The sequence below is a fragment of the Mucilaginibacter lacusdianchii genome, from assembly GCF_009770985.1.
In the GTDB taxonomy this organism is placed as follows: Bacteria; Bacteroidota; Bacteroidia; order Sphingobacteriales; family Sphingobacteriaceae; genus Mucilaginibacter; species Mucilaginibacter lacusdianchii.
The window spans coordinates 530,616-546,748 of sequence record NZ_WSRW01000002.1 but is presented as its reverse complement, the minus strand read 5'-3'; the positions used below and the strand labels follow the sequence as shown (position 1 = coordinate 546,748).

9 protein-coding genes are annotated in these 16,133 nt (G+C 43.5%); 4 read left to right on the top strand and 5 right to left on the bottom strand.

Annotation, left to right across the window (positions count from 1 at the left end; all coding sequences use genetic code 11):
* Positions 1-123: 123 nt before the first annotated feature.
* Together GPM24_RS09495 and GPM24_RS09490 are read left to right on the top strand one after the other, a co-directional pair.
* A complete protein-coding gene (locus GPM24_RS09495) occupies positions 124-2,139 on the top strand; it encodes a thioredoxin domain-containing protein (RefSeq protein ID WP_158826525.1) in 2,016 nt (671 codons plus the stop codon).
* A 24-nt stretch (positions 2,140-2,163) separates the two neighbouring features.
* Positions 2,164-2,664 (top strand): FKBP-type peptidyl-prolyl cis-trans isomerase, encoded by a 501-nt coding sequence (locus GPM24_RS09490; protein ID WP_158826524.1) that lies wholly within the window; start codon positions 2,164-2,166, stop codon positions 2,662-2,664.
* 65 nt (positions 2,665-2,729) lie between these two features.
* Here the strand turns inward: GPM24_RS09490 and GPM24_RS09485 are convergent, their stop codons facing one another.
* Entirely contained in the window at positions 2,730-3,458 is a 729-nt protein-coding gene (locus tag GPM24_RS09485; RefSeq protein WP_158826523.1) for a hypothetical protein, read from the bottom strand.
* Between the two features lie 322 nt (positions 3,459-3,780).
* Between GPM24_RS09485 and GPM24_RS09480 the strand changes: the two genes are divergently transcribed.
* Complete coding sequence (locus GPM24_RS09480; protein ID WP_158826522.1) at positions 3,781-4,596, top strand: hypothetical protein; 816 nt, start codon at positions 3,781-3,783, stop codon at positions 4,594-4,596.
* A 50-nt stretch (positions 4,597-4,646) separates the two neighbouring features.
* Entirely contained in the window at positions 4,647-7,469 is a 2,823-nt protein-coding gene (locus GPM24_RS09475) for an outer membrane beta-barrel protein (protein WP_158826521.1), read from the top strand.
* Positions 7,470-7,476: 7 nt separating this feature from the next.
* On the opposite strand, the gene GPM24_RS09470 is transcribed toward GPM24_RS09475, so the two are convergent.
* The 4 genes from GPM24_RS09470 to glgX form a co-directional block, all read right to left on the bottom strand.
* On the bottom strand, positions 7,477-7,695 hold the full coding sequence (locus tag GPM24_RS09470; RefSeq protein ID WP_158826520.1) for a hypothetical protein: 219 nt from the start codon (positions 7,693-7,695) through the stop codon (positions 7,477-7,479).
* Between the two features lie 236 nt (positions 7,696-7,931).
* A complete protein-coding gene (gene treY / locus GPM24_RS09465) occupies positions 7,932-12,161 on the bottom strand; it encodes a malto-oligosyltrehalose synthase (RefSeq protein WP_158826519.1) in 4,230 nt (1,409 codons plus the stop codon).
* Positions 12,161-13,990, bottom strand: coding sequence for a malto-oligosyltrehalose trehalohydrolase (treZ, locus tag GPM24_RS09460; RefSeq protein WP_158826518.1), 1,830 nt, complete (start codon positions 13,988-13,990; stop codon positions 12,161-12,163). The genes treY and treZ overlap by 1 nt, the downstream gene beginning before the upstream one ends.
* Positions 13,987-16,122, bottom strand: a complete 2,136-nt coding sequence (gene glgX, locus GPM24_RS09455) for a glycogen debranching protein GlgX (RefSeq protein WP_158826517.1) — start codon at positions 16,120-16,122, stop codon at positions 13,987-13,989. Before glgX ends, treZ begins: the two co-directional genes overlap by 4 nt.
* Positions 16,123-16,133 lie beyond the last annotated feature (11 nt).

The window sequence follows — 16,133 nt, the reverse complement described above, 5'->3', positions numbered from 1 at the left end:
CTAATTTATTTAGGATGCCATTGTCGCTATGATTAGACACTAAACTGTGAGCTAAACATTTGGTTACCTTTGGCAACACACAACCTCAAAATCATTGTTCTCTAAAGAACAACATTGTATTTTATGAATCGTCTTGCAAATTCTACCTCACCATATCTTTTACAACATGCTAATAACCCGGTTGATTGGTACCCGTGGGGTGCCGAAGCTTTGCAAAAAGCTAAAGCCGAAAACAAATTAATATTGGTAAGTATAGGCTACTCGGCCTGTCATTGGTGCCACGTAATGGAGCACGAAAGTTTTGAAGATGAGCAGGTGGCCGCCATCATGAACGAGCACTTTGTTTGTATAAAAGTAGATAGGGAAGAGCGCCCAGATGTTGACCAAATTTATATGAGCGCCGTACAATTAATGACCAACCGTGGTGGCTGGCCGCTTAACTGCATTTGCCTGCCCGACCAGCGCCCGATTTATGGCGGTACCTATTTCCCGAAAACAGACTGGTTGAACGTATTGATGAGTTTGGCCGACTTTTTTACCAACCGGCGTGATGAGGCCGAAGAGTATGCTGTGCGCCTGACAGAAGGTATTCAAAAATTTGAGTCGGTAGACTTGATTTTGGAGCAACCTGAATACGCCCAGGCTGATTTGGAAGCCATTGTAAAAGGCTGGAAACGTTACCTGGATAAAGCTGAGGGTGGCATGGCTCGTGCACCTAAATTTCCAATGCCCAACAACTGGCAGTTTATGATGCGTTACGCGCACTTAGTCAAAGATGATGAAATTGCGCAGCAAGTTAAGCTCACTCTACACAAAATGGCCTTCGGCGGTATTTACGATCATATCGGTGGTGGTTTTGCCCGCTACTCGGTAGATGGCCGCTGGCATGTGCCGCATTTTGAAAAAATGCTGTATGATAATGCCCAGCTAGTTGGCCTTTATGCCGAAGCCTACGTTTGGAACCCTGATCCGTTATACAAGGAAGTGGTGGCCGATACATTAGCCTTTGTGCAACGTGAACTCATGTCGGCTGACTTTGGCTTTTACTCGGCCTTGGATGCTGACAGCGAAGGGGTGGAGGGCAAGTTCTACACTTTTACCAAAGCCGATATAAAAGAGATTTTGGGTGACAATGCCGATTTGTTTTGCATTTACTACCACATAACCGACCCCGGAAACTGGGAAGAAGAAGAGACTAACGTTTTGTACCGTAAAGAGCAGGATGATTTGCTGGCGCGCCAGCTGGGCTTAAGTACCGAAGAATTGCAAAGCAAAATAGAAGAAGCTAAGAGTAAAGTGTTTGAAGCGCGGAGTAAACGTATTCGCCCCGGATTGGATAATAAGATACTGGCATCCTGGAATGGTTTGATGTTGAAAGGTATTTGCGATGCATACCGCACTTTTAGCAACCCCAACTATTTGGAATTGGCTTTAAATAATGCATCTTTTATCAAAGAGGATTTAGTTAAAGCCAATGGTCGGTTAATGCGTATCTATAAAAAGAACATCAGCATAAACGAGCCCATTATTGCCTTTTTAGACGATTATGCCAATGTAGCAGAAGCTTTCATTGCTTTATATGAGGTTACTTTTGATATACAATGGCTTCAATTAGCGCAGCAACTGGTTGATAATGCTATCGAATATTATTATGATGACAGCGAAGGCATGTTTTTTTATACCGCCAGCGATGACGAACAACTCATCGCACGAAAAACAGAAATTATGGATGGCGTAATACCGGCGTCTAACTCGGTGATGGCACGCAACCTGCATAAGCTAAGTTTATTGTTTGAAAATAACCGATATGAAGAGATTGCCGCGCAGCTATTACGCAATGTAATGCCTTATATGGCTAAGTACGGTTCATCGTACTCAAACTGGGCCATGTTGTTGCTGGAGGAAGTGTTTGGAACGTATGAAGTTGCCATCACCGGCAAGCTGGCCCACCAAATCCGGCAGGAGTTAGAACAAACTTACGTACCTAACAAAATTATGTTGGGCGGAACGGAAGAAAATTTACCTTTGCTTCAAAACCGGATTGCCGACGAAACACGGATTTTTATTTGTAAAGATAAAACCTGCGGATTGCCGTTAACTACGGTGGCGGAAGCATTAAAACAAATTACGCTTTCGTAACTTTTAATAATAAATTGCATTTACATGAAAATTGAACCACAACACGTAGTATCCTTAACATACGATTTGTATGTGAATCAGGAAGACGGCACCGAAGCATTAGTTGAAAGTGCTACTTTAGAGCAGCCTTTAACCTTTTTGTACGGCGCTGGCCAAATGCTGCCTAAGTTTGAAGAAAATTTAAGTACCCTTTCAACAGGGGATGGCTTTGATTTTAGACTGGCTGCCCAGGATGCTTACGGTGAATATAGCGACGAGGCGGTAGCTAGCTTGCCCAAAGATATGTTTGCCGGTACCGATATGCCAGAAGTTGGCGCTATACTACCATTACAAGATAACCAGGGTAACCGTTTCCAGGGACAAGTGGTATCTGTTGCCGAAGATTCGGTTATTGTAGACCTAAACCACCCCATGGCTGGTCAGGAACTACATTTTAAAGGAAATATCGTTAATGTACGTCCGGCTAACCCAGAGGAATTGTCTCACGGTCATGCCCATGGCCCGGATGGTCACCACAGCCACTAATTAAAAAATCAGACAAACAAAAAGGCCGCTAGTTGAGCGGCCTTTTTGTTTGTGGTAAAATAATTTTACTTCATATCCCAGAAAGTAATTCTGTCTGTTCCTGATAATCGGCATCGTATAAGTATACGTGATGATATCGACTCTTTATTTAACGTAGCAGGTATAAACGTTTTTTCTTCATCACTTAATAAATTAATATTCATCTTGACATTTTCATCTTCTTCCGGTCGTAAGCGCGATTGTATGTGTACTTTGTACTCAGCCAACCGTCCGTATGGGCTAATCAATAGTTCAATGGTATAGTCAAATAGATCGTTGTTTATGCCAATTAAATCTTTCGGTAACTGGAACAAATTCAAATAGCGGAGGTAGCCGTAATATCGGCCACCTGGTTTTATAGGTTTTGTTACCCGGTCGGTATCTGCTATTGGCTTGTCAATAATATATTTAAACCCCGAAGTAGAATCTTCGCGTGCTTCATAAATTAAGGTTTTGCTATCGTAGTTAAAGCGTTGTATCACTTCTTTTTTTAAGTTGAAGAAAGTCCAGCTGCCTACTTTTTTGTTCTGATTGTAGCGTCCGGCAGCAAGCATTTGCTTTTTATAAAAAGCCACGTAAGTGCCTTGGCGTGTGTTTAAATCAGATTTTAAAACTTCGTATTCTTCTTTTACCTGCGGTGTAAGCTTTGAGTCGCGCTTTTCGGTTTGCTGAGCCAAGCCCTTGCCCCAGGCAAATAATAATAAAATAACAGTAAAGCTTTTTAAGCTCAGTAAAGTATGGTTAAAATTAGTCATTATAAATTTATTTGTATTCAGTATTATGATGCAGAAGCTCAATTTCTGTTATTCAATTTAAAAAATTACAGAAGCTTTTAAACTTTTATGTTCACATAATGCATCTATCAACACCACGTTATTAAACACTGTTTTTGTAACATGTTTACAGGTTGCCTTATTGTATTGAATTTATTACCTGAATTATTACTAAAAAACCACTTATAAAATTAGTTTTGGTGATACAGATCCATACCAAAGCCAAAACGCTTATCAAACAACTGATTACACGGTAGTTGTAGCATGTTGGCAAAGTTGTTTAATATCTTATCATCTGTTTAAAATGATGCAAACTAAGTGTAAAATATTCGGAAAAAGTTTAACTTTTTTTGCCAGCCTCTTAACATCTTTAGCTGTATATGCACAAAGTGATCCGTTATTAGGGCAAAAAGCACCCGCAGGCACCAAAGCCGATGGCAAACTTACCGAATGGGCATCTCTACCTTTGTATAATAAAAGTACGCAGTTACATTATACTGTAGCCAATGATGCTAATAATATTTATTTAGCTTTTACTTGTACAGACGCTACCAGTATTAATAAAATATTAGGCGGTGGCTTAACTATTGCCATTAACAAAGATGGTAAAAAGAAAGAAAAAGATGCTGCGGTTGTCAGTTATCCATTATCCGGCGGCGGCATGCGTATGTTAAGAGGTGGTAACAGGCAGGGGGGCACTAACATAGATACTGCTGCGCTGGTGACTTCACGAAAGCAAATCATTACCGGTATGAAAGAGGTAGGAATTACCGGCATAAAAGACATAACAGATACCCTGATTTCTATATACAATGTTTACAGCCTTAAAGCTGCAATGAATGTAGACAGTAAAGCTAATTTAATTTATGAGCTGGCCATTCCGCTTAAGCTTTTAGAACTTGATGCTAGCAGCGCAACCGAAATTGCCTTTAATGTTAAAGTGAATGGCATTCAATTCAATAATAACCGCATGAATATAAATGTTGACGGTGGTGCGCGTTCGGGTAGTTTTGATGGTGGAGGTATGCGTATGGGCGGCGGTTTTGGTGGTGGCCAAGGAATGATGGAACTCACTACTCCATCCGATTTTTGGAGCAAATATAAACTGGCTAAACCTTAACCTGCATTCGTCAACCTCTACACGCTCATCTATTTTCTTTAACCTTACACATGAAGCCATTTCTATTTATTGTTCTTTTCACTTTTATAGCTCAATTAGCCATAGCTCAGGTACCGGGGCGCAGGCAAGCTGGTGCAGCACCTCCTTTGCCGGTTCGTGAAGTAAGCGGCGTGGTAAAAGATAGTACTGATGAGGCGGTTATAGGCGCAACGGTTAAAATAAAAACCGCAACCGATAGCATAAGCACTACCACCAATGCCGATGGCATTTTTGTATTTAAAAATGTTAAATCGGCCACTTTTGTCATTTCCATTACAAGCATAGGTTTCCGGCCAGTAGTTAAGCGAATGCTTAACAATGATGCGATACCTCGATTAGTGCTCGATCCTTTTGTGTTGCGTAACCAAGCCAATGCGCTGAAAGAAGTTATTGTAAACGGAACGCCTAGTATTACTTATAAAACGGATACCGTAGAATACAGGGCTAGTGATTACAAAGTAAGACCAAATTCTTCGGTTGATGAGTTACTGAAAAAAATGGAGGGAATGGAAGTCGGCTCAGACGGCTCAGTAACGCACCAAGGGCAGCAAGTTGTAAGGGCAAGGGTAAATGGTAAAGATTACTCGGGCGGTGACGTGGCGCAGGCGATCCAGAATCTACCTGCAGACATTGTTGAAAAAATTCAGGTGGTGGATGACTATGGCGATCAGGCCGCACGCACAGGTATAAAAGACGGCGATCCGCAGAAGGTACTGAACATTACCACGCGTGCCGATCGTTCAGTTGGCAACATTATTCGTTTGGCGGCAGGCGGCGGTAACAACGATAGGTATGAAAGCCGGGTGTTTTTGCAACGATTGAACGGCAACCAGCAAGTTGGTCTGCTAGGAAGTTTTCGTAATACGGTAAATGGGGTAGCGTCAACCGGTGTTTCGGGCGGCTCAGCCGGAGGGGCATCAGCGGCAACAGGTGGGGCATCGGGTGGTAACAGCAGCAGTAACGGAAGCGGGGGAACTACTACATCTGGTAATCCTAGCTTTAGCTACCGCGACCAGTGGAGTAAAAAAGTACAAGTAAATGGCAACTACACCTATAATTACACTAATGTGCATACGTTCAGCAATAGCTATGGTGAGCAGTTTAGCGGAGACGGAACCACCTCTTTTATAAATAACAGCGACTCCAGGTCTTCAAACAAAACGCACCGGGCCAGTTTTGAATTTGAGTATACGCCCGATAGTGCCAACTTTTTGCGGATAACACCCAGCGTCAATTTCTCATCTTCTAATTCCATCACAAATTCGTCCAGCATTCAGAGTGGTTTCGCAAACCAAAATACGTCCGGATTGAACACCAATAGAGGCAGTAATCCAACCTGGGGAGGCATCGTTTTTTATCAGCACATTTTTAATAAGCCACGGCGTAATTTCTCTATCCAACTCAACTACAACAACGCCGATCAGAGCCAGGAAAACGAGCCTAATACCGAGGTTGATCAAAAAGATGCCAACGGTGAGGTAATCAACAGGTCTATCATTCACCGGTATGTAACGCGGGATAATTCAACCATAAACTTCAGAACCAGCATGACCTATGTTGAGCCGCTTTCTACCATATCGCAACTGGAGTTTAATGCGCAGGTGAACAACCGGTCGTACCATAACAAAGCCTTTACCGATAGTATTGATTTCGCAGGTAACTATATTCCGTTAACCTATATCGATAATGTGTTTGATTACAAATTTACCGAGTCGCGCTTTGCGGTTAATTACCGGCTTAATCAAACCAAGTTCAATCTGTCAGTAGGGGCTACGGCTGTGCCGACAACTCTAAGCGGCGATAACGTAAGTAAGGGCACAACTACGCATCGTAACTATTTTAACCTGATTCCGATTTTTCGTTTTCAGTATGTATGGTCGCGACAGCAGCGGGCATCTATTAATTACTCGGGTAATCCAACCGAGCCGTCTTTTAACCAAATACAGCCTGTGCCCGATCAATCAAACGCCTTAAATACTGTTTTTGGTAACCCTGATTTGAGGCCATCATTCCGGCACTCCATCAATGCGTTATACAACAATTATCTGCCCAATTCTAAAATCAATATATCGGCTAATATCAATGGTAGTATTATTACCAACCAAATTGTGAGCAACCGGGTTACCATCAGAGCTACCACTGACAACAATGCCCGGTATACACGATACGAGACCTATTACCTGAACATGAACGGCTCGTATAATATCAACGGCAACTACAACTTTTCTAAACAACTGGCCGACCGCCGGTACAATCTGTCGTTTTTGGGAAATGTTACTTATGCCAATAATGTTTCGATGCTAGATAACGCCCGAAATTTAACAACCGTTTGGCGTTTCAACGAGCGATTTGGGCCTCGAATAAACCCGAATGAATCCATTGAGATAAACCCGTTTGTAGCATATGATGTTACCAAATCGACTTTTAAACTACCGAGGGATACCAGTACAACGGTTAAGCGGATTTCTATGAATATCGACGGTAAGGTTTACTTGTTTAAAAACCGCACATTTAATATTGGCTATAGCGCCAGTAAAAATCTGGTGTACGGTATCACCTCTCGAAACCCTTTGGTAATTAATGCCTCTATAGAAAAAGAGTTTTTTTCGCGCCGTTTGCTTACGGTAAATTTGCAGGTGTTCGATATTCTAAAGCAAAATAACTTTATTGACCAGGTAACCACCACCAGTTCGGTAACCAATACCGTAACCAATGCGTTGAGCCGGTATTTGATGTTAACGGTACGGGCCAATTTGCAAAAGTGGACCGGTAGTCCGCGACGTAACGGACGCGAGTTACGCCGCAGAGGCGACGGCAGTTTTATTGTACCGTGATGATTGCTTAATAATCGTTCAGTTGTGCACCAAAGCTACTAATCTCGTCGTTGCTGAAGCCCGCATTGTCATCGGCAGCCCAGGTATACAGGGTGTCTTTGTAAATGCTGATAGTAAACGAATCGGTAATGATATCGTAGTAAGTGGTTTCGCCCTCAATATGTGGGTGCACAGTTGCGGGTATTTGCTGGCCGTTGATGGCTAAAGTAATTCCAAAATCTTCCATAGTGGTATAAACGTTAGATAGGTACTAGGGTTTGTGGTAATATAATTAACCTTTAATTAAACAATCGCTTTTATAGGCTGTTGTTTTTTTAAAAGGAGGAATGGTTATGTTACTACCAATTATATATGCTGTTGTAATATTGTTCATCATCGGCATCATTTACATGATTGTAAGACAGAGCAAAGGCAAAAGAGAAGTAAGAAACGACATGAACAGAAGAAGCTGAGTAAAAATACTCAGCTTCTGTTATAAATTCTAACCCATTCTAACAGGCGTTCTTCAATGTCGCCGGTTAAGTCTTCACTTAATAAGCGCCAGCCCCAGTTGCCTTCGGCTGATGCCGGGTTATTCATACGTGCTGTTTCATCTAATCCAATAACATCCTGAATGGGTAGCATCGCAATTTTAGCTGTGGATGAATAAGCTACGCGCCCTAATACCTCGTGAATATTAGATGCTTTTGCTGACACACCTGTATACTGTTCAATTTGTTTGCGGATAGCTTTGTTGACATCCTGATTGAACCAGCCTACCGTAGTGTTATTATCATGAGTACCGGTGTACACCAGATAGTTTTCCTGGTAGTTATGTGGGATATACAGCGATGCGGCAATCTCGTCGCCGAAGGCAAATTGCAGCACCTTCATGCCCGGCATGCCAAACTCATCGCGCAGTTGAAATACAGGCTCATCAATATCACCTAAATCCTCAGCCACAAAAGGCAGTTCGCCCAGAGCAGCCTGAACAGCACGGAAAAAGTCGCTGCCCGGCCCGGTTTTCCATTTGCCGTTTTTGGCAGTTTCTTCACCTGCGGGTACATCCCAATAGGCTGAGAAAGCACGGAAGTGGTCTAGACGCAGCAAATCAAACATTTCCATGTTTTTGCGCAGGCGGTCAATCCACCATTTATAATTCTGCGCTTTCATAACATCCCAGCGGTACACTGGCATGCCCCAAAGCTGACCATTGTCGTTAAAATAATCTGGCGGTACGCCAGCTACGCCAATCATGTTACCCTCGCCATCCAGTGCAAAACTTCCGGGATTTGCCCAAACATCTACCGAATCATAGCTTACATAAAAAGGCAAATCGCCAAATAGCTGAATATTCAGCGTATGGCAATATTCTTTCAGAGCCTTCCACTGCTTATCAAAAATAAATTGCAGCCATTTGACTTTATTTATTTCTGTATTATGTTTTTCGGCATAACGTTTTAAAATGCCAGGTTTGCGTAATTTATATTCGCGTGGCCACTCATACCAAGGCTTATTTTCGTGATGGCGTTTGATGGCGGTGTACAAAGCAAAGTCTTCAAGCCAATAAGCTTCCTGTTCACAAAATACTTTAAACTGATTATTAAGTGTTGGGAACGAGCCATTGCAGCAATTAACGTAAGCCTGCTCAAACAGCGCATCTTTTATTTTTTTAGCTTCGGCATAATCCACTTTATCGGTGGGGCGCACGTAATAGTCGTTTACATCATCCTCATCCAGCAAACCTTCTTTAACCAGCAAAATCGGACTAATTAAAAGCGTATTACCCGCCATGCTGCTGATGGAGCTGTAAGGCGAATAATTTTGCTCAGATCCGGTTGGATTGAGCGGTAAAAGTTGCCAGTACTTTTGGCCGCATCGGCTCAAAAAGTCGGCAAAAGTTTTAGCGCCAGGTCCTAAATCGCCAATGCCGAAACCTGATGGCAAGGAGGTTATGTGCATTAAAATGCCAGCACCGCGATTACCAGAAGGCTGCTCTAATTTTAATAGCGCGAGCGGTATGCCAGCCAGCACTTCTTTTATTCGGATGGTATTTTCATCTACCTTGCCCGATGTACTGGTCAGTACATTTTGCCATTCCGTCGGCGCTTCGGCTGGTAAGATGATGCGTGTGTTTTTCCATTTCAAATTAACGGGTAAGCGGTCCTGTTCGCGGCAAAGTTCGGCGGTATACAGCGGTACAACGCTAATATACCAGGTTTGCTCATATCGGCGGGCAAAGGCTAATATGTAATCTTTGTAAGCGCCTTTTACTTGTAATGGTATATAGCTGCCTTGTGCAAACAGGTTTGCGTCCTGTTTACGAATGTTAAATAGCTGGTGTGTAAGCCACAGTTTTAATTGACCATCGAAGCGGTTTTGCCACAGTTGTTGCTGCAACTCTGGCGAGTTAGGATTGCTATCAAATTCGTCCAGCAAACGGCTGCGCAATTCATAATCAACCGGGCGGCGGTTGTCTGGATCTACTAAGCTTAAATCATACAATTCACATCCCTGATAAACATCAGGTACACCAGGGGTGGTGAATTTAAGCAGCACTTGTGCCAGCGAATTGATGATGCCGTAATCAGCAATTTTAAGCTGGAAACTTTGGAATGATTTCCAAAACTCGCTTTTAACATCTAAAATACTTTTGGCAAAATAAAGGGTTGCCTGTTCGTATTCCTCGTTAGGTGTTGTCCAATTTGAATTTACCTTGGCCTCGCGCATGGCCTTGGTCAAGTATTCCTGCAAGCGATTGCTGAAATCGTCGTCCGGCTGGCCGGGCATTGGGTAAGCGCCGGCAATGGTTTGATAGATGAAATATTCGTCGTTGGCGCTTGGGGCATTGTTTTGTTTTAAACCGGCATTCAACTGTTGCCAGTGCTTCACCGTGCGCAACCATAGTTTAGGCAAATCGCTCAATATATTCAAACGAGCGCGTACATCTTCGCCCCGTTTGGTATCGTGGGTAGAGGTGCCGTTGATTGCAAGTGGCCATTGCTTCTGGCGTTCCTCCATCATTTTATGGAACTTTTTAGCACTAATGCCAAAAGCGTCTGGCGCATCACCCACTTCATTATGACCAATAAAGCGGTTATAAGTATACATCAACGTATCCTCAACACCCTTTGCCATCAGGGGGCCGCTGAATTGCATTAAGCGCTGGTAAAACTGTAATGCACGCTGGTTGTAGTCTGGGTTACCCAGTTTAGGTTTTTCCAGAATAATCACTTCCAGTAAATTCAGCGCAGCTTTTAAACCGCTGGTATTTTTTTTAGCCAGTTCAAAAATCTCTTTAATGGCATCGTATTCATCTTTAGGTAGCGGAAACTGGTTGCCATAATACCGATATACCGGGCAGTGGATGAGTAGCTCGCCGATAGCTTTTTTGATGTCTTCGGCTTTTAATTCGGCTGCTATCTTTTTATCAATTAAATTCAGATTAACCAAAAACTGGTACAGGTTTTCCAGCTCTCCGCCCATATGCTCATACAATATGTAGGCTTTCTTTTTCCAGATCTGTTTCTGCACAGGTTGGTCGTCATTTACCAGATCTTCATAAAAGCTGGTTAACTTTTTTTCGGAAGATGAATTGGTGAGCAGGTTATTAACAATAGCCAAGTAATCGTACCCACTGCTACCTTGCAAAGGCCACTGGTCGGCCATATCTTCGCCCGATTCCAGAATTTTTTCGGCTACAATGTAAGTGTCTTCTCCGGCTAGTTCTCTTAACCTTTCCAAGTATTGAGCCGGATCGTACAAGCCGTCGATATGGTCGATACGTAAACCCTGGAATACGCCGGTTTCCACCAAGTTTTTAATCATCTGATGAAAGTGGTCAAAAACGGCTTTATCTTGGATGTTCAGGCAAATGAGGCTGTTTACCGTAAAAAAACGGCGGAAGTTAATGCTTTGATCTGTTTCCTGCCAGCTGCATAGGCGGTAAGCCTGCTGATTAGCTATCTGCAATAAAAGGGCTTTGTCGGCATTGACATTAGCTAAGCGTTGGGTTAAATAGCTGTCTGCACCTTCCGCCTTTAACGCTTTAATCAATTTTTGTTTCCAGCCAGTCCATTGTACAGCGTACTTGCCTGCATCGGGTACATTGTTTAGTACAGCAAGTTTAGTTGTTAATGCCTGGATCTCTGCTGGTATTTCACCTTCACCCTGTAATACAGCTGGGTAAGTATTTGGATTAAGCGGATAAATGTTATCATAATACTGCAGCACTAACCCTTGTTGTGGCTGGTAAGCTACCTTAACTTCGTTGTTATTGATTACGTCTTCCAACGAGTTGCCCAAAAACGGGACCATCAGTGGTTCATCTCTGAAAATTGGACTAGCCCATACCGCATCAAAAAAGTTAGCATATAAAGAGTGCTTACCTTTTTCAAGCAAATCCGTTAACCACGGGTTGTTTTGATGGAAGCCCATGTGGTTAGGCACAATATCCTGCAGCCAGCCTATGTTATTTTCCTTTAATCGGGCACTGATAGCTTTTAACTGTTTTTCGGTTCCAATTTCGGGATTGATGCGGTGCGGATTTACGCCATCATAGCCGTGCGTACTGCCGGGCGTTGCTTCAAAAATAGGTGAGGCATATACGGTACTTACACCTAACTTCTGCAGATAGCCAATAATGCGTTCGAATTCATTAAAGGTAAAAGCCGAATGAAATTGTAGTCGGTATGTTGCAACAGGGTTGTTCATTATTCGTTGATGTATATGATAAATGATTCGGGCTGGAGTTCAACGCCGTCGCCGCCATTAACTACTTCGGGGGCAGCTTTAGGGCCGTTCCATTGCGTATCAGCCGAATCAAATTGTTTTTTCCAAGTTTGTGCTGTATCGGGTAAAGATAAACTTTGAATGTTACCAGAAAAGTTCATGAGCACAATTGCTTCCTGAACATGGTGTTTACGACGCAGGACCACGGTTTTTTGTTCTTCATTCGCCTCTGCTTTTACTTGTTTGCGATTCAGATTGTGCAATGCTGGTAAGCTTTTACGCAATTGAATTAAGGCTTTATAGAAGCTGAGCATGGTGGAATGCTGCCCTAGTTCAGGCAAATTCCATTGTAGCTGCGAATCAATAAATGTCTTTTCATCAACCGGATCGGGTGCTTCACCTTGGGCATGAAATGCTGCAAATTCGGCTTTGCGTCCTTTGCGCACAGCTTCGGCCAGTTCTGCATCGGTATGGCTCACAAAGTACATAAAGCGGTGTGGCTCACTATACTCTTCGCCCATAAAAAGCATAGGCAGAAAAGGTGCTGTAAGTACGGCACCAGCCATCAGCTTTTGCATTTCAAAGCTGAACAATTCGCTACTGCGCTCGCCCAGCATACGGTTGCCCACCTGGTCATGGTTCTGCGAAAACACGATGAACTGCTCGCCGGGATTGTTTTCGGCTTTGATGCCAAAATGCTTATCACGGTGAGCGGAGTACTGTCCGTCGTATACGTAAGCGTCCTGGTAAGATTTAGCAAGGTCGGTAACACCGCTAAAATCGCTGTAGTAACCGGTTGGCTCGCCGCCGGCGGCTAATCGCAGCGCGTGGTGAAATTCATCAATCCACTGCGAATCCATGGCAAAGCCACCTACATTTTGGGGGTTCAGGAATCTGGTGTCGTTTAAATCACATTCTACAATGAGATAATGCTTGCGGCCAGTTTCCTGCATCAATTCATTCACTCGTGTACGTATTTCGCTCAAAATGTGCACGGCGCTGAAATCTTTGATAGCATGCACAGCATCCATCCGTAATGCATCAATATGAAAATCGCGGAACCACATCAACACGTTTTCAATAAAGTAATGACGCACGGCATCACAGCCGGCATCATCAAAATTGATAGCGTTTCCCCAGGGGGTGTTGTATTTTTCGGTAAAATATGAGCCGAATTCGCCAAAATAGTTACCCTCTGGTCCCATGTGATTGTAAACCACATCTAGCACCACAGCAATCCCTTTTTGATGGCAGGCATCCACCAAACGTTGCAACCCTCCGGCTCCTCCATAACTGTTTTGCACAGCGTAGGGGAATACACCGTCATAGCCCCAATTGCGATTGCCCGGAAATTGGGCAACCGGCATAATTTCGATAGCATTAACACCTAACTCAACCATGTAATCCAATTTGGCTTCGATGCCGGCAAACGTACTATTGGGGGTAAACGTACCAGTATGCAATTCATACAAAATATAATCTTGCAAAGGCAGGTTTTGCCAGTTGTTATCCGTCCATTGGATGGCTTGCAGGTCTACCACTTCCGACGGGCCGTGTACCGTGTCAGGCTGGTGTAGCGATGCAGGATCTGGTAATTCTTTTTCGTCGTCAAGCACAAACTTATACTGAGTGCCAGCGTGTAATTTATCGGTTTTAAGCTGCCAATAACCATAAGGCTGTTGCTCGAGTGGTAGTTGTTCGTTCGAATTCTGTATTTTTATTGAAACCTGTTTTGCTTTGGGCGCCCAAAGCAAAACACTGGCTTCATTTCCATTTAATGTAATTCCGGGTCTGTTGTTCACGGTTTTCATTCAGCGGTATTATAAATTACAGGGTCATGTAATACAATTACCGACCGGCCTTCAACGGTTATGGTGTCTTCAGCATTATATATTTCGGTATCAGCTACTTCATCTTTGGCTGTGTCAATAATCTTAGTCCAGGTTTTAGCGTAAGTATTGGTAGGTAGTTTATATTCAACTGGCTCTGTATGCGCGTTAAATATCATGTAAAAACCATCGTCAATAATGGCCTCGCCATTTTTATTGCGGGTACGCAGTGCGCGGCCGTTAATAAACACCGCTAACGATTGTGCGTAACCGGTATCCCAGTGCTCGTCCGACATTTGATCACCTTCCGGTAAGAACCAGGCAATGTCCTCTACACCTCTGATAGGTGCGCCTCTGAACCACCGACGACGGCAGAATGCTGGGTGTTCCCGGCGTAGCTTGATCAGTTTGCTGGTAAATTCCATTAAGTCTTTATCGGCTGCTGCCCAGTTTACCCACGATATTTCATTATCCTGGCAATACGCATTATTGTTACCACCCTGGGTGCGGCCAAATTCATCACCCGCTAACAGCATAGGTACACCTTGCGACAAGAACAACGTGGTTAGGAAATTACGTTTTTGCCGTTTACGGATATTGTTAATTACTTCGTCATCAGTCTCGCCCTCCGTACCGTAGTTGTAAGACCGGTTGTGGCTTTCACCGTCGCTGTTATCCTCGCCGTTGGCCTCGTTATGCTTTTCGTTGTAGCTAACCAAGTCATTCAGCGTAAAGCCATCATGAGCAGTAATGAAGTTAACGCTTGCTGTAGGGTTACGGAACTCGTCTTTATATAAATCGGCACTGCCGGTAAAGCGCGACGCAAACTCAGCCAAAGCACTATGCTCGCCACGCCAGTAATCCCGTACGCAATCGCGGTATTTACCGTTCCATTCACCCCAACCGGCCGGGAACTGACCTACCAGGTAACCACCTTCGCCAATATCCCAAGGCTCGGCAATCAATTTCACCTGTGATATAATTGGATCCTGGTAAATGATCTCGAAAAACGCACCTAATTTGTCTACCTCATGTAGGCCACGGGCCAGGGTTGCTGCCAAATCAAATCGGAAACCGTCTACGTGCATCTCGGTAATCCAGTAGCGCAGGCTGTCCATAATTAAACGCAATACAGCGGGCATGTAAGCATTTAAAGTGTTTCCAGTGCCGGTGTAATCCATATAGTAACGCTTATCGTCACCTACCAGGCGGTAATAAGCTTCGTTATCAATACCTTTAAAAGATAGCGTTGGGCCAAGCTGATTACCTTCGGCGGTGTGGTTGTATACCACATCCAGTATCACTTCAATACCGGCTTTGTGCAGTTCTTTAACCATTTGCTTAAACTCGATTACCTGTTCGCCTAATGTGCCGCTGCTGCTGTAACGTACATCAGGCGCAAAAAAGCCGATGGTGTTGTAGCCCCAGTAGTTGGTAAGGCCTTTGTCTTTCAAGCCCCAGTCGGTAACAAAGTGGTGTACCGGTAACAACTCAATGGCGGTGATGCCTAGTTTTTTCAAATACTCGATGGTAACTGGGTGGCCAATTGCTGCATAAGTACCCCTGATTTCTTCCGGAATGTCCGGGTTAAGCATGGTAAAGCCTTTTACGTGTGTTTCGTAAATGATTGATTCATGGTAAGCATATTTTGGAGAGCAATCATCTTCCCAATCAAAAGCAGGGTTGATCACAACGCTTTTAGGAATATAAGGAGCACTGTCAGTTTCATTAAAAGTCAGGTCTTTTTCTTCATCCAGCAAGTTATAACCGAACAGCGCGTCGCTCCATTCAATGGTGCCTGATATTGACTTGGCATACGGGTCAATAAGCAACTTATTAGGATTAAAGCGTTGGCCATTGTTTGGATCATAAGTGCCGTGTATACGATAGCCATACAATTGGCCGGGCTTTAAATGCGGAACAAAAGTGTGCCATATTTCGTGTGTACGTTCTGTAATTTCAATTTTTGCATATTCTACCTCATCCTGAGCTGTTTTAAATAAACAAAGTTCAACTTTTGAGGCGTTAGCCGCATATATAGCAAAGTTTACGCCTTTGCCGTTAAAGGTAGCACCCAACGGGTACGGATTACCTGGAGTATTGTTGATATTCATGATATTCCAAC

Bases quoted from the DNA above. Each gene is read 5' to 3' on its own strand.
- GPM24_RS09495 (WP_158826525.1), top strand. From the start codon at position 124: ATGAATCGTCTTGCAAATTCTACCTCACCATATCTTTTACAACATGCT.
- GPM24_RS09490 (WP_158826524.1), top strand. From the start codon at position 2,164: ATGAAAATTGAACCACAACACGTAGTATCCTTAACATACGATTTGTAT.
- GPM24_RS09485 (WP_158826523.1), bottom strand. From the start codon at position 3,458: ATGACTAATTTTAACCATACTTTACTGAGCTTAAAAAGCTTTACTGTT.
- GPM24_RS09480 (WP_158826522.1), top strand. From the start codon at position 3,781: ATGATGCAAACTAAGTGTAAAATATTCGGAAAAAGTTTAACTTTTTTT.
- GPM24_RS09475 (WP_158826521.1), top strand. From the start codon at position 4,647: ATGAAGCCATTTCTATTTATTGTTCTTTTCACTTTTATAGCTCAATTA.
- GPM24_RS09470 (WP_158826520.1), bottom strand. From the start codon at position 7,695: ATGGAAGATTTTGGAATTACTTTAGCCATCAACGGCCAGCAAATACCC.
- treY (WP_158826519.1), bottom strand. From the start codon at position 12,161: ATGAACAACCCTGTTGCAACATACCGACTACAATTTCATTCGGCTTTT.
- treZ (WP_158826518.1), bottom strand. From the start codon at position 13,990: ATGAAAACCGTGAACAACAGACCCGGAATTACATTAAATGGAAATGAA.
- glgX (WP_158826517.1), bottom strand. From the start codon at position 16,122: ATGAATATCAACAATACTCCAGGTAATCCGTACCCGTTGGGTGCTACC.